At 42.7% G+C, this 20,404-nt stretch carries 15 protein-coding genes; all 15 read right to left on the reverse strand.

The genetic code is table 11. The annotated features are described in order from the left end of the window. Positions 1-100: 100 nt before the first annotated feature. Positions 101-1,198 (reverse strand): mandelate racemase/muconate lactonizing enzyme family protein, encoded by a 1,098-nt coding sequence (locus tag M2444_RS09830; protein ID WP_280786843.1) that lies wholly within the window; start codon positions 1,196-1,198, stop codon positions 101-103. A 36-nt stretch (positions 1,199-1,234) separates the two neighbouring features. Beyond that, positions 1,235-1,558, reverse strand: coding sequence for an L-rhamnose mutarotase (locus M2444_RS09835; RefSeq protein WP_280786844.1), 324 nt, complete (start codon positions 1,556-1,558; stop codon positions 1,235-1,237). A gap of 26 nt (positions 1,559-1,584) precedes the next feature. Further along, positions 1,585-2,355, reverse strand: coding sequence for an SDR family NAD(P)-dependent oxidoreductase (locus tag M2444_RS09840; RefSeq protein ID WP_280786845.1), 771 nt, complete (start codon positions 2,353-2,355; stop codon positions 1,585-1,587). A 3-nt stretch (positions 2,356-2,358) separates the two neighbouring features. Next, positions 2,359-3,219, reverse strand: a complete 861-nt coding sequence (locus tag M2444_RS09845; protein ID WP_280786846.1) for an amidohydrolase family protein — start codon at positions 3,217-3,219, stop codon at positions 2,359-2,361. A 28-nt stretch (positions 3,220-3,247) separates the two neighbouring features. Further along, positions 3,248-4,159 (reverse strand): fumarylacetoacetate hydrolase family protein, encoded by a 912-nt coding sequence (locus M2444_RS09850; RefSeq protein WP_280786847.1) that lies wholly within the window; start codon positions 4,157-4,159, stop codon positions 3,248-3,250. Positions 4,160-4,194: 35 nt separating this feature from the next. Next, entirely contained in the window at positions 4,195-4,968 is a 774-nt protein-coding gene (locus tag M2444_RS09855; RefSeq protein WP_280786848.1) for an SDR family NAD(P)-dependent oxidoreductase, read from the reverse strand. Further along, positions 4,968-5,729, reverse strand: a complete 762-nt coding sequence (locus M2444_RS09860) for an IclR family transcriptional regulator (protein ID WP_094869363.1) — start codon at positions 5,727-5,729, stop codon at positions 4,968-4,970. Before M2444_RS09860 ends, M2444_RS09855 begins: the two co-directional genes overlap by 1 nt. Before the next feature lie 150 nt (positions 5,730-5,879). Beyond that, on the reverse strand, positions 5,880-8,633 hold the full coding sequence (locus M2444_RS09865) for an alpha-mannosidase (protein WP_280786849.1): 2,754 nt from the start codon (positions 8,631-8,633) through the stop codon (positions 5,880-5,882). 45 nt (positions 8,634-8,678) lie between these two features. Then, complete coding sequence (locus M2444_RS09870; protein WP_280786850.1) at positions 8,679-11,837, reverse strand: beta-galactosidase; 3,159 nt, start codon at positions 11,835-11,837, stop codon at positions 8,679-8,681. Continuing rightward, on the reverse strand, positions 11,834-13,153 hold the full coding sequence (locus M2444_RS09875; RefSeq protein ID WP_094875083.1) for a glycoside hydrolase family 125 protein: 1,320 nt from the start codon (positions 13,151-13,153) through the stop codon (positions 11,834-11,836). Before M2444_RS09875 ends, M2444_RS09870 begins: the two co-directional genes overlap by 4 nt. Before the next feature lie 123 nt (positions 13,154-13,276). After that, a complete protein-coding gene (locus M2444_RS09880) occupies positions 13,277-14,794 on the reverse strand; it encodes an ABC transporter substrate-binding protein (RefSeq protein WP_094869367.1) in 1,518 nt (505 codons plus the stop codon). Positions 14,795-14,880: 86 nt separating this feature from the next. After that, the gene (locus tag M2444_RS09885) at positions 14,881-15,804 is read right to left on the reverse strand and encodes a carbohydrate ABC transporter permease (protein ID WP_094869368.1); all 924 of its coding nucleotides are present in this window, start codon (positions 15,802-15,804) and stop codon (positions 14,881-14,883) included. A gap of 19 nt (positions 15,805-15,823) precedes the next feature. Next, positions 15,824-16,705 (reverse strand): ABC transporter permease, encoded by an 882-nt coding sequence (locus M2444_RS09890; protein WP_094869451.1) that lies wholly within the window; start codon positions 16,703-16,705, stop codon positions 15,824-15,826. Between the two features lie 295 nt (positions 16,706-17,000). After that, positions 17,001-18,569, reverse strand: coding sequence for a response regulator (locus tag M2444_RS09895; RefSeq protein WP_280786851.1), 1,569 nt, complete (start codon positions 18,567-18,569; stop codon positions 17,001-17,003). Then, entirely contained in the window at positions 18,569-20,383 is a 1,815-nt protein-coding gene (locus M2444_RS09900) for a sensor histidine kinase (RefSeq protein ID WP_280786852.1), read from the reverse strand. The genes M2444_RS09895 and M2444_RS09900 overlap by 1 nt, the downstream gene beginning before the upstream one ends. Between the last annotated feature and the right edge of the window lie 21 nt (positions 20,384-20,404).

Consider the following 20,404-nt stretch of genomic DNA (forward strand, 5'->3'; position numbering starts at 1 on the left):
TTTTTTCAGTGCCTATAAAATGGGGTCTTGACCATGCATAAAGCGGGTTTCTTGTTCATGTTCCACTTATGAGTGTAGGCTTAAAGCATCATCTTCTTCATTATCTCACTCGATACAGATCAAACAGCGCTGGTATAATCTCTGTTGATGCACCCGGCATTTGAGGAAGTATATAGTGCCCGTTGACTACAGTGGCCGGCTCCACAAAAATATGACGGATCCAAGGAATGTATTCCAGCATGATCGCACCCGGTGTTGCTGCAACCAAATGCTGATGAATTTGCCCCATATCACCAACATGCGGACAAATCGGAATATCGTATGAAGCGGCTAAACCTGCAATCTGTTGCCATTCCGTAATCCCACCAACACGCGTTACATCTACTTGGCAATATTCGAGTGCCCCATGATGGATATAATCCCGGAATGCATATTTCGTATAGACATGTTCACCTAACGCAATAGGTACATTTAATGCATCGGCCAGCTTCTTATGTCCCATGATGTCATCTGGATTTAAGGGTTCCTCTAACCAGAACAAATCAAATTCCTCTAACTTCCTCCCCCATGTCATCGCTGTATTGATATTCCACTGTTGGTTCACATCGATCATGAAGATGGTTTGATCTCCTATCGCCTTACGAACCGCTTTGCAACGATCATAATCCTCATGTGAATCTGCTTTACCCACTTTAATTTTGACTCCAGTGAAGCCCTGCTCTACTATTTCAGTAACGTCCCTTATTAAACGTTCTTTAGACCAGTTCAACCAGCCGCCGTTTGTATTATAAGCTTTTATTTGTTTGGATTTATGTCCGCCAAGATATTGCCACAACGGTTTATTGGAAGCTTTCGCCATAATATCCCAAAGTGCAATATCTACTGCAGCCAATGCCATATGAGTTACTCCCGCTCTACCAATCCAATGCATTTTCCCAAAACGCAGCTCATCCCAAATTTCTTTAACCATAAACGGATCTTTGCCAATTAATAAAGGAGCGTAATAACGGTCAATCGTATCAACGATCATATCATCACCATGTGCACAAGTTCCTGTATACCCATACCCCACAAAACCCTCATCTGTAAAAATCCGAATGCCTGCAAGTCCCCAATGCGTAGCAACATTAATTGCATCCGTAATTGGTGGCGTAATCGGAACGTGTAAGACGAAGCTTTCTACTTTTGTAATTTTCATTTTTTTCATCTCCCTAGCTTTAAATGAAATAATTACTCAATCCAAATGGAAAACCTCATCCATACTCGCCCACCATTCACCCTCTAATGCAGACTTCACAGGATACTGACAAGGATCTGTTAAGCTCCACCATTCTTGTGTACGAGGATCTTCAGCCATGATGGCCATATCAGCCGTATAGTCAGCCCCTGTATATTCAAAATAACTGAACAAATAGCCGTCTCTATAAAAAATGGAATAGTTCTTAATGTTGCATTTCCTTAATCTATCCAACACTTCAGGCCATACAGATGCATGTAACGCTTTGTATTCTTCCAGCTTCTCATCCTTGACATGAATAACACTCCCATATCGAGTCATTCCGCCCCTCCCTTTCCAATAACTCATTAATAACCTAAGGCTGCTCCACCATCAACAGGGAGCGCTACACCCGTAACAAATCCGGATAAATCACTCGCTAAATACAACACGGCTCTAGCTATCTCTTCCGTTGAAGCACATCTTCCCAATGGATGCATATCGATCAAATCTTGTACTGTAGTTGCCGGATTGGGCTGTTGACCGATCCACTCTTCTAATAAAGGCGTCATTACACCTGCTGGACATATGCAATTGACACGGACTCCATCGTTCGCATAATCCAACGCTAATGCTTTAGTCATTGCAATAATTGCGCCTTTTGAAGCAGAGTATACCGGATTTTGCTTTTGGCCTACCAATCCGCTTAATGATGCCATATTCACGATGCAGCCACGGTTTTCTCTAATCGAAGGAATGCAGAATTTAATCATCAAATAGACACTCTTCAAATTGATATCTAAGGTACGAGTCCATTCTGATTCAGAAATATCCTCCAAGGACTTCGGCAATACAACAGCTGCGTTATTGAATAGAATGTCAATCTTGCCAATCTTATTTAGGACCCATTCTACCAATTGTTTAACCTCTAGCTCCGATGAAACATCTGTTTTCACAGCGTAAGCAACAGAATCCCCACAATGAACTGAATGAATTTCCTCGACTACTCGTTTAGCTTCAGCCTCATTCCAGTCCGCAATGATCACCTTGGCACCCTCACTAACAAATAATTTGGCAGTCGCTTCGCCAATCCCAGAGCCACCGCCTGTAACAATAACGACTTTCCCTTGTAATTGCATAGGCTACACTCCAGTTTCAATAAAATGTGATGTCTCCAATTGATAAAAGCGGATCGCATTTTTGCCAAAAACATCGTCTAATTCTCGCTCTGTAAGCGCTTCAGGTAAATTGTTTAACAAAATGCTTACTGTTTGATCATAGCTTGCTGCAAGCAGGCACACTGGCCAGTCACTGCCGAATATGACACGGTTTAATCCAAATGCATGTATGACGTGTTTGATATAAAAGTTAAAGTCAGACTCTACCCAGGCCGCCAAATTTGCTTCGGTAACCATACCTGAAAGTTTGCAATACGTCTGGGGATATTGCGCGACCTCCGTAACCCACTCTTGCCAAGGTGAGGTTTCCTGCTGGGAAATTTGTGGCTTACCTATATGGTCAATGACCGCATGTAGATTTGGCACAAGCTTGAGCAATTTCAATACGGCTGGGAATTGTGCAGCATGGATCAATAAATCAACAGGGAATCCCATGGTCTCTAACCATTTTAAATGATGAATAACTTGAGGACGTTGCAAGTATTCATCAGCATCAATACTTTGAAGCATTAATCGGAGGCCAATAAAATAAGGATTTTTACGCAAAAGTTCAAAGGTTTCCGTAAAATTGTCCTGCTCTAAATCTAGCCACCCCACAACACCAGCTATTGAATCATGGATCTCGCATAAACTTAGTAGAAATTCAGTTTCTTCAACAGTAGCTGCTGCTTGAACAACAATGGTTTTCATGATTCCATGTCGTAGTAATGATTCTGTCAGGTCATCAGGCATAAAATCTTTATATAGTAATGGAAATTCTAGTGTAGGCCATACGTAATCGCCTCGACTTAATCGCCAATAATGCTGATGTGCATCAACTCTCATGCTTTCACCTCACAAAATGAGTACATTCTCAGTCTTCCTTAACGAGCCGATTCGTCAGCTTGCCGAGCTTCTCAATCTCAATCGTGACGATATCACCAGCCTTCAGGTAAATCTGCTGATCTACCGGATAACCGAGGACGACGCCTTCTGGTGTTCCAGTCAAAATGATGTCTCCAGGCACAAGCGTCATATGTTGCGAAATATAACTTACGATCTCATCGCATTGGAAAATCATATCTGACGTATTCGAATGCTGGCGGATTTCTCCGTTGACTGTACATTTAATCTCTAAATCATTCGGGTTTTCTATTTCATCCGTTGTAACTAAATAAGGTCCAAGAGGAGAGAATTTATCACATGACTTGCCTAACAGCCATTGCGGAGTCCTTAGCTGCAAGTCACGTGCGGACAAATCATTTACGTTGCAATAACCAAATACGTGGTTAAGCGCGTCCTCTTTCGTAACGTACTTAGCTGATTTACCGATAACGATCACAAGCTCTGCTTCGTAATCAACTTTTTTTGTCACTCTTGGAAGCGGAATATCGCCGCCATGTCCCGCCAACGTGTTATTAAATTTATTGAACAATATCGGGAACTCAGGGATCGCTGCGTTCGTTTCAACCGCATGCTTGCGATAGTTAAGACCGACACAGATAATTTTATTTGGATGAGTCACGCATGGACCGAGTGTCAACTTCGCTTCATCTAATAGGTATGAACAGTCTTCTCCAGCTATATCCAGTGCTTGAGTTGTGAATTGATCCAGCCTCGAAACCGCTGCCTCACCACCGTCAATGACTTCGTGAACGGTCATAGGTACGGAATACCCATACTGTCTAGGCAAATCTATTAAAGCGCTTGCAACATCCAATATTCCCTTTTCTGTTACGACCCCTAATTGGTAATCGCCATTGTTAAGGAATGTTAATAACTTCATTATTAGTTCCCCTTCCTTTTATCGTTTCATGCTGTTCAGGCGTTTTTCCCAAAAGTTGCGCCTCCATCAATATAGAGAGGAGAACCCATCATAAATTTTGATTCATCCGAAGCAAGAAATAAGGCGGCTTGGGCAACATCCTCAGGTAAGCCGAGCTCTTCACTAAGCTGACGTTTCTTAATTGACGCAATCGCAGTTTCCGGATTATCGTAAGAGGTTTTTAAGTAATTCTCAACGAACGGCGTTAAGATTGTGCCTGGTAAAAGGGCATTTACACGAATATTGTATGCTGCGTAATCTACTTGCATGGATTTCGTCAGGGCCAATACCGCTCCTTTGGTAGCTGAATAAGAAGCTCTTCTGGCGAGCCCGATTTCTGCGACGCAAGAGGACATATTAATGATGTTGCCGGATTTTCGTTTCATCATATGAGGTAGCACATATTTGGATGGCAAATATACACCCCGAATATTAACCTGAATTACCCGTTCCCATGCATCCGGTTCAACTTCATGTAAAGCGCCTACTCCGCTAATTCCTGCGTTGTTAAAAAGCACATCTATATGACCGTAGTGTTCAATGATTTGATCTACCATCTGCTCTACAGATTCAGCATGGGTCACATCCGCATGGATGAAATGACCTTTTCCTCCATCTTCATGAATATTCTTCAAAGTCTCTATACCTTTTGCTTCATCTAAATCGTTCACAATTACAGTTGCGCCTTCACGAGCAAACAGCAATGCCGTGCTTCTTCCGATCCCTGAACCTGATCCCGTAATTAAGATGACTTTATTGGCTAATCTCATTAATGATTGCCTCCTTGGTATAGCGATAACCGATTCGCCAAATGACGAATTTCAGCCTCCGCAACATCCTTCTTTTTCTCCCAGATATGCTGCTGCATGGTACAGCTCACTGCTGCGATAGCCTCACCTGATTTAGATAGGATCGGGGCTGAAACACAGCTGAACCCAACGATAACTTCCTGCTCATCGAAAGCAATCCCCTTATCGCGGATGATTCGTAGTTGCTTAACCAGATCGGCCTTAGTTTTCAATGAATACTCTGTAGCGCTCGTTAATTCTTGAATCGGGTATAATGAATCCAGATCTTTATCATCAATGAACGACAGAAGCAATTTCCCAAGTGCAGTCACATGAGCCGGGAACTTCATACCGGGGCCGGATGCTAGCCTGACCATAGTCGGCGCTTCCTCCTTAGCCAGATACAACACTTCATTACCTTCAAGTCTGGCCAACTGAACCGTCTCTTGCAGGCGTTCTCTTGTGGCGGCAGCTTCTCGGTGGAATGATGAGATTAAGTCCTGACCTTGCAAGTAGGAATCTCCCCACCTTCCCGTAGCGGAGCCAATGGCATAAGTATCGTTAGTATCTCTATTCACCCAATCAAGTACTTCCATAGTCTGCAAAATAGAATACATAGAACTCTTATGGATACCAAGCTGATTGGATAAATCAATTAATCGATGCTTATAGGGTTCCTCGGATACAAGGCGTAGAATCCCGTCTGCTTTCTCCAAAGCAGGCACCCAATATTTTTTCTCCATGTGAGCACCTCCTTCGAACATTATACAAAACCAAGTTTTCTATACAAACTAATTTTAATTTTATTAGTTATATTTGGCAATCTTTTTTTTTAAAAAAAGACGATAGCTCCCAAGCTGATGCCTAGGTTAACTATCGTCTTTATATTCATATTATCTCCGAATACCAATCGTTATAATTTCACATGGACCGATCTGTAAGAGCGAACTGCCTTTCTCTTCACTAGAGAGTGGGTGGCTCTCCTCTTCCAGGATCGACGTCTTATAGAAATACTGCTGCGGTATCGTTGAACGGATGGTCAGGTCGGTACTCTGCTGACTCATGTTGTACCAGCGAAGCAGTAGGTCTCCAGTCTGCTCGTTCATTTTTAGAGAGGAAAATGCGAGCTCATGACTCTCCCATTCGAATGGAGTATACACCGGAGCAATTGCTCCTTCATGTACATCAGTCTGACATACGATCCAAGGAATCTGGAATTGATAGGCTTCAGCAAAAGCACCTGAGGCTATACCATCTCCTGTGTGTGGGATGAGCTCCATACGTACAACGTGCTCTCCGAGACACTGCGCTTCTGGAGTCGGGAACAACCCCCAGTCTCCCAGTTCACCCACGCTACGGAGTAGTGTAATCGCAATGGTGTTACGACCGTCTCTTAGCACTTCATATTCATTTAATCCAAAGTTAGCGACGGTTAGACCGGCTGTGTCATTACTGATATCAACAAAGGCTTGCTGATGCTGCGTATTACTCGGATTCATCCATTCTGCAGCTGGCTCAATATTCCGCTCCGCAACCTCAAACATCGAATCCACATGATGTGTGGCGGTGCATAAATCTGTCGGAAATAGCGCCCGAATCCGGTGATCTTTGGCTTTATTGTCTATCTTCGTTTCGATATGCAGCCCCTTCCCGCCCCGCTCCAAGCTAATTACGGTACGAAGTTTAAGAATGACTGTGTCATTACTGCGCTGTGCTTTCCGCTCTGGGTAGTACACAAGAGCACGCTGTTCCTCGTCCAGCTTATCATCTGCTGAGACTGGAATCTCCCAGTCATGCTTAATTTCCACAGATGCTCGATAAGGTGTGTTTTCCAGAACACAAATGTTCGCCTGTAGTCCCTTAGTCGTTAAAGCTTGTTCACCCTCTGGCTGTTTATACATGTATTCATTCCCGATATCACCTGTGTTCTCATACATACCAAGATCCCGGTAGGTCATGCCACTGGCTTTGTCACTCAGCGTAAATGAACCATTATCATGGATCACTACTTTGATGGTCTCATTCTCCAACACCCGATCCCCTTGAAGCAAAGATTCAGGAGCTATAGGCAACCCTGCGTTAGCACGGCGAACCCACGCATATGCACGAAGACCCAGCGCCGGAACTTGCACAGCTTCAAAGGTAAGTCTTACTCGGCGGCACATATAGGGCTGGCGGAATTTATCGTCAGGCAAATCATAACCAAACTGAAGACCCAAATCCTCCATCTGGCATGTAATGGTATTCCCTTGATCGTCTACTAATTCACGGCCGTTTAAATCAATATCTTTCATACGGCTGGCTGTTTCTTCTAAAGAGAAACCCTCTCGCAAATATAGACGTGCCGCATCAATTTCTATGCTCACTGTACCCGTGCGACTCCATCCGGTCGTATTCATAACTACGAGTGGAAGCACTTCTTCACCATATGCTGTAAAACCAGACGTATCAACCGCATCTGCGATCACACGCTTACTATCATCAACAATGGTCTCTGCTACATGGCGGCTTTTATCAAAACGGGTGACCATTTCTCGATGCACCTCATCCACGCTGCAGCCGCAAATGCTGTCATGCGGGTGATTCTGCATCAGCGTCTTCCAGGCATAGGTGAACAGATGATGGGGATAATCTTTGCCCAGTAAATGCGCGAACGAAGCAAGTGGCTCGGCCACTTTTTCAAGCAAGACCTGACCTTCCTGATTCATCTGTTTCAAATAAACACGAGCAGATGCGGTATTCACTAGCGTCCCCCATCCGTCAGTGTGCTGGCTTCGCAGTTCGCCCTTTACGGTCGATAATTTGTTGTGATCCATTACATCCTCTACAGCCTTAAGGTAATCAGGGAAGTTAGAATGGACAAACTCCATATCTGGATATAGCCGCTTCGCAGTTTCGATCGCCTCCGGCAAATCCAGCTGAGCCGGCTGATGATCGCAGCCGTTCATGAATAGTAGCTCGCCTGTAGAGGCAAATTTCCGCGCATCTGCTAACTTCTTCTCCCAGAACTCTTTTGCCTCTGCTTCATTCACTGGCACTTCGTTTCCGTTCGAATACCAGTTTGCAAATAAAATGCCAAGCACTTTCGATCCATCCGGACCTTCCCATACCAGCTCCGAGAACGAAGATTCATATCCACCGTCCGATACTGTATTGTTGAATCCAGTCGGCTTTACACCTCTTCCAAAAAAGGCATTATTAATGCCCGATTGCTTCATTAATTGTGGAGTCTGGCCAACTAGTCCAAAGGTGTCCGGAAAATAACCGATCTTGGAAGGTTCTCCGTAACGCTTCGAATCCTGATGACCAATCTGCATATTACGTACGTTTGCCTCTCCGCTGGTAAGGAAAGCATCCTGCAGAATATACCAAGGTCCGATCAGAAGACGACCTTCCGTAATATATTTTTGTAGACGCTCTTGATTTTCGGGACGAACTTGAAGATAATCCTCCAGAATAATGGTCTGTCCATCCAGAAAGAAACTCTTAAATTCACCATTCGCGTCCAATCGATCCAGCAATTCATCGACCAGTTTAATAAGACGCACGTGATGCTTCTCATATGGAAGATACCATTCCCGGTCCCAGTGGGTATGAGAAATGATATGAGCAGTCTGAGGTTTAATAGATTTATCTGAGCTTTCCAAAGTGAAGACCTCCTTATATGCAATACGTTTTCTCTACTAAGATGCTTAATGTAGTAGCTGTGGATAAGTTATATGGATTTCGACTTCCTGCTGGCGATACACGCCAAGAAGATCACCTTTATAGTCCGTAGCAAACAGGACTGAACGTTCCTGTTCCAACAAGAACGCGTAGGTTCGGCCAGTGGCTGAATCCTTCACCTCGATCTTCGCATCTTGAGCATATTCCGACACGAAGGTGAACAGTGCCCCCGTATCAAAGTTCAATTTCCGTCCATAGATGCCTGCTAAGTTCCCACCACTAATCCATTCCAAATCACACTCCACACGAGCAGAAGTCATCGCGTAGCTGTACAGTGCAGCTGTAGTGTCACTTCGGTCGCTCAATTCAACGGGCAGTGGACTCCATAGGAGCCGGCCTTTGCCGAGTGGAATATTCACGACAGTATCTATGGCAGAACTTCCACTTCCGCCGGATTCGTGAATCATCGTTTCCTTCGATACCTCAGCAATCCGCCGGTGACCGAAGGAGACGGGTAGTTCTTGACCTTGAAGGCTAAGCACTTCTTCACGGCGCACATTACGCAATTCACGCTTGCCGAGAATATCACTTAAGCGCTCTGAAGAACGCCAGTAAGCATCAATGTCGAGCGGGCCTGTAGCAAGCAATACCGCACCAGTCTCTTCAACGATGTGTAACAGCCTTTCCATCGCTGCATCATCGAAGTTATGCGCGCTTGGCAGTATAATAAGCTTCACAGGATGGTTCTCCAAATCATCTAGGTGGTATTCAGAAGCCCCTCTGAAAGGCATCTTCAGATCATATGAAAGAATACGGGTAAGCTCTGTTGTAGCAGCGAAAGCCAGCTTCCGGTTAGAGAAATCATTCGAATACGGAAACACCACAGCGATCTCTTCCAGTTTCCGATCTCCAAATACGTCACGAATGCCCTCTATAAACTTCCCGAAGTCATAAGAGACATCCGCCTCTGGCTTTTCGGTTCCATCTGCTCTCAATGCTCCGATATGGGACTCATTCGCATTATCCATATAGAAGTTCGTATTCCAAATCCAGTGTATGGCCCCCGCACCAGCAGTTCCAAACGCATAGGCATATTTGCGTTCGAGCAGATTTCGCAGCTCTAGCTCCGAACGTTTGGCTCGTCCATCAGGAGTTTCTACATACATGACGCCGGTTTCTTGAATCAGGTTTGGCTTATTAGGCGTCTTGGCAAAGATGCCATCCCACACCAGATAATCATTAAACCACCAGGAATGTACAGTGGTGTAATCCACCGCCTCCTCGTAGAAGAACGGCGAAGGTCGCTGTGCCCCTAGCCCTTCATCCTGCCCAACCGTAACTATCTGATCTGGACATTGCTCCTTAATGGTGTCATATAACTGCTTCACCCACCGGTTATGCATATCCATAGAGAACAAGCAATAATCAAGCCAACGTGTCCCTCTTTTTGCGCTGTGCATATCCTGTACATCGAAGTTCATCTCTTTCGCTTCTGGCAGCCCTGCCGATGCAAAGTCTGGAAGCTGTGCGGGTGTCATATTCCAACGTTCCTGTAGCACTTCGATTTCCCCATGTCTATGCCGAAGCCATTCTATGAAAGCTTGTTGCTCGAAGCGATCATGACATGAACTCGGACCCTCCGAGAAAATCCGTGCCGGATCAAACATCGACGGTTCATTAATAAGATCCCAATCTACATTCGAAGACGCTTTATGACGAGATACAATAGAACGAATGAACCGCTTCTGAGCCTCAACACTTTGGGGGTCCAAGTAAGGATTTACACCACCCCACGTTTCCGGTGTGAAGGAGAAGAACGTGAAAGTCACCTGAAGATCATGCTTCTTCGCCGTCATGATAAAGGCATCAATCGCTCGCAGTACCTCTTCTGAAACATGACCATCGTCTTGCATCACATTGCGATAAGCCGTCCAGATTCCTGTTCGGATCCAGTTAATCCCTGCCTTCCGCATTTGATCCATATCGCGATCCCATACCCCGACGTTCGGCAGAAATAGAAATTTCCGTGCCACATCACTCGTCATATATGTCATCCCCACAACAGGTAGCGGACGCCCATCTTTTATGAAATAATCTCTTCCACTCGTTACCGGTTGACCTGCTGCAAGAAGTTCAGGGGCATGCCCCCAGAACCCTTGACGAAGAATACGGACCTCACCATCACTGGCTTCCGCTTCGCAGATCACTTGGAACAGACCGCTCCTAATTTCCAGAGGAATAGGCACCCGAACGATGTTAAGCTCAGCATTAGCCTTCATCTCCAAACTGTGGGACCAACGCAAGGAGGGATCGGATTCATGCTCAACATACATTGTTAACTTCCATTTGTCTTCATTTCGCAAAGAAGATTTTACCCGCTCAAGCTGCTGAATCTGAAGTGTCAGAGAAGCGCGTTCTCCTGGCTCATATGATGCGTAATTTGGCTTAACCCACATTTCCGTTACACCCTTACTGCAGAAACGAACCCACTCAGACATCGCGGACAGCCCTTTTTCCTTCCATAAAGAAGACGTTGCAGCCGTATTTACGAACAACCAGCGTGAGCCTGCAAATAAACCAATCGTATTCTCCCAAAGAACTACTGGAGCGGCAGTTTCCCGGCCCTCATGCGTAATTCCCTTCAAAAGCGGGTAAATGCGTGTGCTCATCGGACCTGCCGACCCCATTTGATGGGGCAAATCACTCGTCTTCGTCGTATGTGGCACAAGGTTCCATGTCTCTTCACTCGCTGAAAAGAGAGCTTCTTGACCCTTAAGCAAAGGAATGACATCTGATGCTAGCAAGGATTGATTACGAGAACAATCAACACGTAATGCCTCATGAATATACAGCTCTTGATGATATGAAGTCTGCTCCGCTTCCACATGCCATTGTTCATTTCTCCAGCGAACGGGTTGTTTGAAGGGGGCGCCTCCAATGCTGATCAGCCCGCCACCTCTCTGCAAATATCCAAGAATGTCTATCCATGCCGCTTTTGGGAAATAGGGTGCATGCAGATTAATGAAACAGCCGCCTTCGGTTTCCCTAAGCGCTGCTGCAAGCTGATCTCCATTCACAATCGTACCGAACTCACGCATGAATTTAATCGCATCGCTAGGAATCGAATTCGAAATCGGAAAATCAGAATCATAGAATATAATTACAGGTCTGTTAGGGCTGCTCATAGTAGTCCTTCCTTCATCGCTTTATAGACGAGTTGGGAGAACAGACTATTAGACCAAGCGAACCATTTCCTAGTGAATATATTCGGGTCATCGACATGAAATCCTTCATGCATAAAACCAGTCCCCGCATCTGTTGACTCTAGCATCGCAAGCATGTCCAGCTTCTCTTCCTTCGTAGAAGCCGTCAAACCTTGCATAGACAATGCCATATGCCAGATATAATCTTTCGGAGTATGTGGACTGCCAATCCCTTTCGCTGCGGTTCCTTCAAAGTAAAAAGGATTCTCCTTGCTCAGCGCAAATCGGCGTGTGTTCTGATAAATCTCATCCTCTGCCGTAACATAGCCGAGATAAGGAATCGACATGAGTCCCGGTGTTCCCGCATCATCCATCAAGCAGTAGTTGCCATACCCATCGGTCTCGTAGGCGTAGATTGGACCAAACTTAGGATGACGGTAAATCCCATACAGCTTGATGCCATGATCAATGTCCGCTTCTAATGCTTTAAGCTCTTTTAGAAATTCAAGATCACGGAATACCCATTCTGCGAATTCCTGCATATGACGTAAGGCAACAACGGCGAACATATTCCCCGGGATATTGTAATGGAAGTCGCAAGCATCATCGCTTGATCGGAACCCTGACCAGACCATACCCGTGTAATTTACAGGCATACCAAGGCCGTTGTTGCGCAGCGTATCTTCAGGAATTCCGTTATTACGCGTAAAACGGTATGGAGATAATTCGTTATGGCGCTGTTCAGTTTTAAATAAGTTGAATATTTTGACCATTGCTGCCTTAAATCCGGCGTCGAATATATCAGTCTTCCCCGTTTCTTTCCAATAGGCATAAGCCAGACGCATAGAAAAACAGAGAGAATCGATCTCGAATTTACGTTCCCACACCCAAGGGGACATTTCCGTAATATCGCTAGTGCTCCAATGCCAGTCATTTGCTGTTTCGTTAAACGCATTGGCGTACGGATCAATATGTATATACTGAATATGTCGTTTAATTAGACCGCTAATGATACGTTGAAGATCCGGGTCATTCTTCGCAAATGGCACATAATGCATAACCTGCTCTACAGAATCCCGCAACCAGGAAGCAGGGATATCACCAGTAATGATGAATGTTGTTCCATCATCCATGAGCTTAGTCGTTGTCTCAAGTGTATTCGGGAAGCAGTTCTTGAAGAGCTGCAGTAGTTTAGGCCGATGAGCTAATTTCTCCTCTGCTTCGTTCAACACCTCTTGAATCGCTTGTGGAAGCGGAAGCTTCGGCATTGAGATCGTTGGCAGTCTAAATTGTTCCATATTCCCACTCCTCTTGATAAAAATGAGTATAGATAGAGAGACGGGCAGCATAGCTGCCCGTCTCCACTAATCCTATTTGTGTTACCTTTAGATTAATCGTAGGCGTTTTGTTACGTTCAAAGCTTATTTCTTTGTCTGGTTCCACTCATCAAGTTGCTTTTGAACTTCAGCAATGACTTTTTCCAGTCCAGCTTCTTTAAATTTCTTGGTTGCTTTTGGCAGATATGTTTTAGGATCAACAGAACCTGTGTATAGCGCTGGCATAAATTCTTTAGTTACGTTGTTGATGGCTGCTACTTCTGTTTTTACAGGTGTAGGGTCAAATGCAAAACCGAAGGTAGGGGCTTCTTTTGAAGAATCATTAAACTTCTTGAAAGCATCCCATTTATCAGCAGGGTCATCTGCATGCAGATAAGTCAGTAACATATTTCCAAGCGTGAAGCCTGGCATTGCATAGCTATCTTGCATAGCTGGCAGATCTTCAATGACATTTTCGGAGATTTTCTTATAATGAGTGCCTTCAATACCATAGTTGAGCAAGTTGCGTAAGTACTTATCTGTGTTCAAAAGATTCAAGAACATCATAGCCCGTTCAGGATCACCTGAGGTTACGGAAATAGCGTGCATCGAACCTGCGGCGGATTGTGTATATACATAAGGCTCATGCATAGGCGAAGTTACAATTTCATAACCTGCTGAACGAGACCAACCTTTTTCTGCATAAGGCTGTGTGATTTCGCGATCGGCAAACCATTTACCTGTCTTAATGTTATCAATGCCTTCAAGCGTTGCAACGTCTGGACGTAAGTAACCTGCTGTGTAAAGTCTACGCATCGTATCTAACGATGTTGCAAGTTCAGGTGTCTCCAGAATATTAACAACCTTGCCATCTGTGGAATCCATATAGACCCCGATAGGTAACTCATCACCTAGTACATAGTCAAATGGCATGAATGGTTTAAAGCCTTTAGGAACAGCTAGCGGTGTAATATCCGCAGGCTCATTCTCTTTAATTGTTTTAAGAAGTGGCTCTAGATCATCCAATGTACGAATATTGGAAATGTCCATGTTGTATTTATCAACATATTTCTTATTGAAGCGCCATACCCATTGCTGCCCAAGCTCCTTATTTACAGGAACACCGTAGATCTCACCTTTAATCTTAGTTCCTTCTAAGAAACGAGGGTCCAAAACTTCTTTCGTTTCCTTTCCATACTTATCTAGCAAATCGTTCAGACCCAAGAAGGTACCATTAGCTGCGTTACGGCGGAAATCATTTGTCCAAGAAGAGGTAAAGGCAATGTCATAAGGCTCACCAGAAGCGGTGATGACTTGCATCTTCTTATCGTAATCGCCCCAATCGAACATCGTAATGTTCAACGTCGCATTAATTTTTTCTTGGGTATATTTATTAACTTCTTTTAGTACAAGATCCAAATCCTTTTGAGGTCCACCAATTAAATACATCTTCAGCTCATATGGCTTTAATCCCGATGTATTCTCTGCTGAATTCCCTGCAGCCGCTGAATTGTTTGTTTCTTTAGCAGCATTTGTATTATTATTCGAACCACATCCAGCAAGAAGGCCAGACAAAAGCATTGTTCCTACAAGAGCCAGCGTTAAACTTTTTTTCGCTTTCATTTCTATTTTCCCCCTTTAGATTAATTAACTTTTTATTTATATCGTTTCCTAGTACTAGCGATTCGAATAAATACATCATAATAACGTTACTCTTTTAAAGAGCCTACGGTTAAGCCTTGTACAAAATATTTTTGGAAGAAAGGATACGCTAGTGCTATAGGCAAGGTCGCCAGTACAACCATCGCCATACGAACGGTTTCTGTCGGCAAGGTCGCAGCAATCTCAAAGCTTGATCCCATCTGCATACTGTTCTGAATGACGAACTCCATATTATTCTGGATTCGCATCAGCATCGCTTGGAGCGGTACAAGACTCGCATCATCTATATACAGCAGCGCATTAAACCAATCATTCCAATAGCCCAGCGTACAGAACAATCCAATCGTTGCAATCCCTGGTAAAGAGATCGGAAGTACAATTTGCAGGAACGTCCGAAACTCCCCTGAACCGTCAATTTTAGCTGCCTCAATAAGTGCATCAGGCACTGAAGTCTGGAAGAAGGTCCGCATTACTAGAATAAAGAATGCATTCATCGCTATTGGCAATATCAAAGCCCAGATCGTGTTGTACAAATGTAAAAACTGCGTTGCTACGATATAGTTTGGAACCATACCGCCTGAGAATAACATCGTAAAAAAGGCGAAGAAGCTGAAAAAATTACGATAGCGGAATGATCTTCGAGAAAGAACATAGGCGTAAGTTGTAATTAGAAATAAGCTAATGAGCGTACCTAGTACAGTAACAAGTAAGGTGACTCCAAAGGAACGAAATAACTGATCTCCTGTGTTAAAAACAAACTGATATGCCGCCATACTAAATTTTTCTGGAATTAAGCTAAATCCATTTAAAGCGAGGACTTTCTCATCTGTAAAAGAAATGGCTATGACAAACAAGAACGGAAACACACAGGTAAAAGCGAAAATTCCTATCACAATATTGAGTACCACATTCCAAAAAGGAGTAATGGCGTTGTTGTCGACTTCTTTCGGCTTACGTTTGAATACTTCCATAACGTCAATTGACTCCTTCCTAGAATATCGCGTTTTCTTTGCTGATTTTTTTCACAATAGAATTCGTTACAATTACCATGATAAATCCGACGATTGATTGATATAGACCCGCTGCTGTACTCATCCCTAGGTTTCCTGTCGTACTCATGCTTCGATAGATATAAGTATCGATAACATTCGTTACGGAATATAGAACACCGGAATCCCGAGGAATTTGATAGAATAGACCGAAGTCAGATCTGAAAATACCACCAATCGCAAGAATAGTTAGCGTTACCATTAAAGGTTTAAGCAAGGGAAGTGTAATAAACTTAATTTGCTGCCATTTGCTGGCCCCATCAATCATAGCCGCTTCATAATAGGACTTGTCGATACCCGCAATAGCCGCTAAGTAAACAACACTTGAATAACCAATTGATTTCCAAATCCCCATGAAAATTAGGATATATGGCCAAAAGCGAGTATCCCCATACCAGGAAACAGGATCGCCTCCAAAGTACGTAATCACTTGATTCAAGATCCCTTTATCTACACTTAGGAAGCTGAATGTAAAGAAACTAATAATTACCCAAGAAAGGAAATAAGGCATAAACATCGCCGTTTGATAAACTTTGGCCGTCCGTTTGTTCACAAGTTCATTCAAGGTGATCGCAATGCCCACCGCAAGAACTAAACCGAGAGAGATCAACGCCAAGTTATACAGTATCGTGTTTCTTGTAATAATATAGGCGTCCTCCGTCGAGAACAAAAAGTTGAAATTTTCAATGCCAACCCATTTACTATTTAAAACGCTTGCAAAGAAACCGTCCCGATGAATCTTGAAATCCTTAAATGCAATAATGGTTCCGAACATCGGTAAGTAACAAAAAATTAGGAACCATATTGTCCCTGGTAATACCATAAACCACAGTACTTTATCCTTATTTAAGCTTTTGAAAAATGCAGACACTATTCTACATCCCCCTTCTCTATCCCCAAACAATCCCCGTAATACCCTTTCGATCTTATTTCCTTGCCCCTTTAACTATCTTTTATTCTGGGCTATAAAAGCGGTTTCATAAAGTTGAAAAACTCCAGAATGATATGTAAAAATTAAAGATCGACTTATGATTTGAACAAAAAAAAGGAAACATTCTCGTGACCAACGTTCGTGAACCCTCCACTTGAACGTGACACCCGGGAACATTTCCTAAATCCTACGCCTTTTCTTTTTTATACATCTTTCGAAGTTCTGTTGGAGATATGCCTACTGATTTTTTGAACTGGCGATAAAAATACGCTGGATCTAGATACCCTACTTCAGCTGCAATTTCATTGGTTAATAACGTAGTTTGAAGCAGCAATTGTCTTGCTTTTTCAATTCGGAATTGATTCACATAATCAGAGAAGCTTCGCCCCATCTCCTTCTGAAATAGCTGTCCCAAGTAAGTAGGATGCATATTCATTCGCTGACTGAGCGTCTTCAGAGATAGTTCTTCTCTATAATGTTTGCTCACTTGATCCACCATATATCTCATATTCGGACTGAGTTCATCACTCACTAGCGATAATTGGTCCAGTGTTTCATTCACACTTTCCTGTACATGATGAAGTAACTGCTCAATGGTATGGATGCGTAGCAAAGGATTAAACACCGCACTGAAATTACAGTTCTTCTCCATATTCTTAGCGATCAACATTAATTCAATCGCCACGTTGTAATTATCAATGCGTGTAATTACGCCACATCCGAACAGCTTTTGGAACGTTTCTGCAATAAATTGATTTGCCGCCTCACGCTCTCCAGATAATAATAGTTTAGTAAATGCTTCATAATCAATTTCGAGCTTTTCCTCATGTAACACCATCTTCGACAGTTGGTCCACATCTATAATCGGGTAGCCCGGCAGCATGAGATGATCCACATATAAACTTTTCGCTTTTTTATAGCTTTGTGGTACTTCTTGAAAAGTATATTCCTTACTTCCTATCGTAATCCAGACAGACTTTCCTAATTCAAGCATAATCTCACATTGCACTTGTTGCAGCATGCAATACATTTCTTCTTTGTTCTCATCTTCAGCCGACTCCGCAACAATAAGAACAAGATCACCTTCCATATCTATAAAAACAATAACTGTTCCGCGCTCTGCTACGGACTGCACAGCGATACGATAACATTCTTCCATAAGTTGATTAGGGTGCAGTTGACCCTCATCCTCTTCATGTTCCGTAATAAGCCGAATCGCAGCCACCGTAAAACATGAACAGTCCAGAGAAATATTTAAGACGTTTGAACGATGCAATAGCTCCTGTCTGTCTATATTTCCTGTGACCCAACGATTTAGAATATTGTTACGTAAAACTTGCTGATCCTCCTTCGCATGAAATTGTTCAACATCCTCATGATTGAGGACCTCAACAATTTGCTCAATGGTCGATTCCAATTCTTTTATGTTAATGGGTTTAAGAATATAATTCTCAATGCCAAGACTCATTCCAGCTTTTAAATACTCAAATTGTTCATAGCCGCTTAAGATGATAAATCTCATTTTTGAATCAAAAGATTTAATTTGTTGAATGAGTTCAAGTCCCGTAAGCTTTGGCATCGTAATATCTGTAATTAATATGTCAATGGCTTCGTTATGGCTATGCAAAAATTCTAAAGCTTCTTCCCCATTACTCGCTTGCCCAGCGATTCTTAGTCCATAATCTTCCCATTCGATCACTGAACGTAATCCTTCAAGAATAAGAGGTTCATCATCCACAATAAGTATGTTGTGCATTATTTAGTACTCTCCCTTACCACTGGTATATTCATGATGACTGATGTTCCTACACCTATCTCACTAGCAATCGATAATCCATATTCAACCCCATAATAAAGCTTAATTCGCTCATTCACATTACATAGTCCAAGCGAGGAAGGTGGTGCATCCATTCGCATACTGACTTGAAGTGTTTTTTGAAGTTCCGTTAGCTTGCTGGGAATAATCCCATTCCCGTTATCTCTAATAGCAATTTGAATGCTGCCGTCAGATTCAGTGACTTCAATGCGGATTAGGTTATCGGAGCGTTCGGGCCTGAATCCGTGAACAATATAATTTTCAATGACCGGCTGAATCAGCAGTTTAACAATAGAACAATTCATAGCCACTGGACTTATTCGCGACTCGATTTGAAGCTTATCTTTATGCCTAATCTGAAACAGCTCAAGATATAGATTGCAATATTCAATCTCATCAGCGATGGTAACAACCATACTTTTCTTAATCATCGTTCGGAATAACGTAGATAAAATGTAAATCATCTGACCTACATCCTTCGCACCTTGCGAAATAGCCCGCATCCTTATAGCTTCAAGCGTGTTATATAAAAAATGCGGATTAATCTGCGATTGAAGAGCAACGAGTTCTGCATTTTTTTGCGTAATTTCTGAAATGTAAACTTTATTAATATACAGCTCTAGTCTTTCACACATATAGTTAAAATTGTTGGCAATGAGCTGCAATTCATCCTCTCGGTTAAGGTGAATGCGTGTACTTAAGTCGCCTTCCTGTAAGCGCTTCATAGATTTGACAATGATCTTCACTTTTTTAGAGAAACGTAAAATGATTCCGTATGTAATGGACATTGCCGCAACAATAAGTGCTGCCGTTATCCCGATAATCCAATTTCGTACTACCACCATTTCTTTATTGACCTGCGACTTCTGAATGATCCCTGCCACAATAAGACCTGAGCTATTCGTTGTATTTAAGTTAACTTTGGATAATCCATCCAGTGCAGTCCAGTTGTCTGAATAAAGACCAGCGATATGCGGATACTGCTGTCCCATATACCTTCCTAAGGAATCATATATGACATCACCGCTTGGTGTTAGAACCAACACTTGACCATTATTCTCTGTACCTTTCGTACCAAGCCATTTTGAAATAAGTTCAGCATCAAAATCTATAATGAGCATACCGATCGTTTTCAATGAAATCGGATCTTTAAGCTCCCTAGTCATCGTATACAAATTGTTATTGTCTTCCCTTATTTCCTTAAGTAATAATTTTTTCTCATGCGAAACCCAACCATTCTTGGGTATGGGTGATTTTTGCTCTGAAATATCTATATCTCTTTTGTAGAGCTGTCGTGTATTATTTTTATATAAATAATAAAATTCTTTCTCAGTGCTGTATAAGATAACGTCAGAAATACCACTTTTCTGATTCAAATATGTTTTGAAGTAAGTATCGAATGTATGGGGTACGAAGCTCCCAATCTCAGCAAACTGATCTAAACGATATTTTAGATAATCTCCATAATCATGTTGCAAAAAGTAGGACAAATCCTCACTTACAGAAGCATCACTATAAATTTGCTGGATGGCCAATTGGATCCCTTCGTACTGCTGATTCATATATAAACTCACGTAATCCAATACCTCTCGATTAGCATCAACATGTTGACGCGTGATCGTCTGTTCATAGTATTTATAAACGGTAATGGAAGAGGCAATGAGCGTAATAATGATGATGGATGAATATATAGCTAAAATTTTATTAAACAGTTTTTTTCGTAAATGATTTTGATAAAATTTCTTTATATTCAACAAATTCACCTTCCTTCAAAA

Origin of the sequence: Paenibacillus sp. PastF-3 (assembly GCF_029893135.1) — a bacterium.
Lineage (GTDB): Bacteria > Bacillota > Bacilli > Paenibacillales > Paenibacillaceae > Paenibacillus_AQ > Paenibacillus_AQ nitricinens.

What these genes read in the sequence shown, in the direction of transcription:
- M2444_RS09870 (WP_280786850.1), bottom strand. Translation starts at nt 11,837, where the DNA reads ATGAGCAGCCCTAACAGACCTGTAATTATATTCTATGATTCTGATTTT.
- M2444_RS09850 (WP_280786847.1), bottom strand. Translation starts at nt 4,159, where the DNA reads ATGAAGTTATTAACATTCCTTAACAATGGCGATTACCAATTAGGGGTC.
- M2444_RS09880 (WP_094869367.1), bottom strand. Translation starts at nt 14,794, where the DNA reads ATGAAAGCGAAAAAAAGTTTAACGCTGGCTCTTGTAGGAACAATGCTT.
- M2444_RS09890 (WP_094869451.1), bottom strand. Translation starts at nt 16,705, where the DNA reads ATGGTATTACCAGGGACAATATGGTTCCTAATTTTTTGTTACTTACCG.
- M2444_RS09845 (WP_280786846.1), bottom strand. Translation starts at nt 3,219, where the DNA reads ATGAGAGTTGATGCACATCAGCATTATTGGCGATTAAGTCGAGGCGAT.
- M2444_RS09840 (WP_280786845.1), bottom strand. Translation starts at nt 2,355, where the DNA reads ATGCAATTACAAGGGAAAGTCGTTATTGTTACAGGCGGTGGCTCTGGG.
- M2444_RS09860 (WP_094869363.1), bottom strand. Translation starts at nt 5,729, where the DNA reads ATGGAGAAAAAATATTGGGTGCCTGCTTTGGAGAAAGCAGACGGGATT.
- M2444_RS09875 (WP_094875083.1), bottom strand. Translation starts at nt 13,153, where the DNA reads ATGGAACAATTTAGACTGCCAACGATCTCAATGCCGAAGCTTCCGCTT.
- M2444_RS09855 (WP_280786848.1), bottom strand. Translation starts at nt 4,968, where the DNA reads ATGAGATTAGCCAATAAAGTCATCTTAATTACGGGATCAGGTTCAGGG.
- M2444_RS09895 (WP_280786851.1), bottom strand. Translation starts at nt 18,569, where the DNA reads ATGCACAACATACTTATTGTGGATGATGAACCTCTTATTCTTGAAGGA.
- M2444_RS09835 (WP_280786844.1), bottom strand. Translation starts at nt 1,558, where the DNA reads ATGACTCGATATGGGAGTGTTATTCATGTCAAGGATGAGAAGCTGGAA.
- M2444_RS09830 (WP_280786843.1), bottom strand. Translation starts at nt 1,198, where the DNA reads ATGAAAATTACAAAAGTAGAAAGCTTCGTCTTACACGTTCCGATTACG.
- M2444_RS09885 (WP_094869368.1), bottom strand. Translation starts at nt 15,804, where the DNA reads ATGGAAGTATTCAAACGTAAGCCGAAAGAAGTCGACAACAACGCCATT.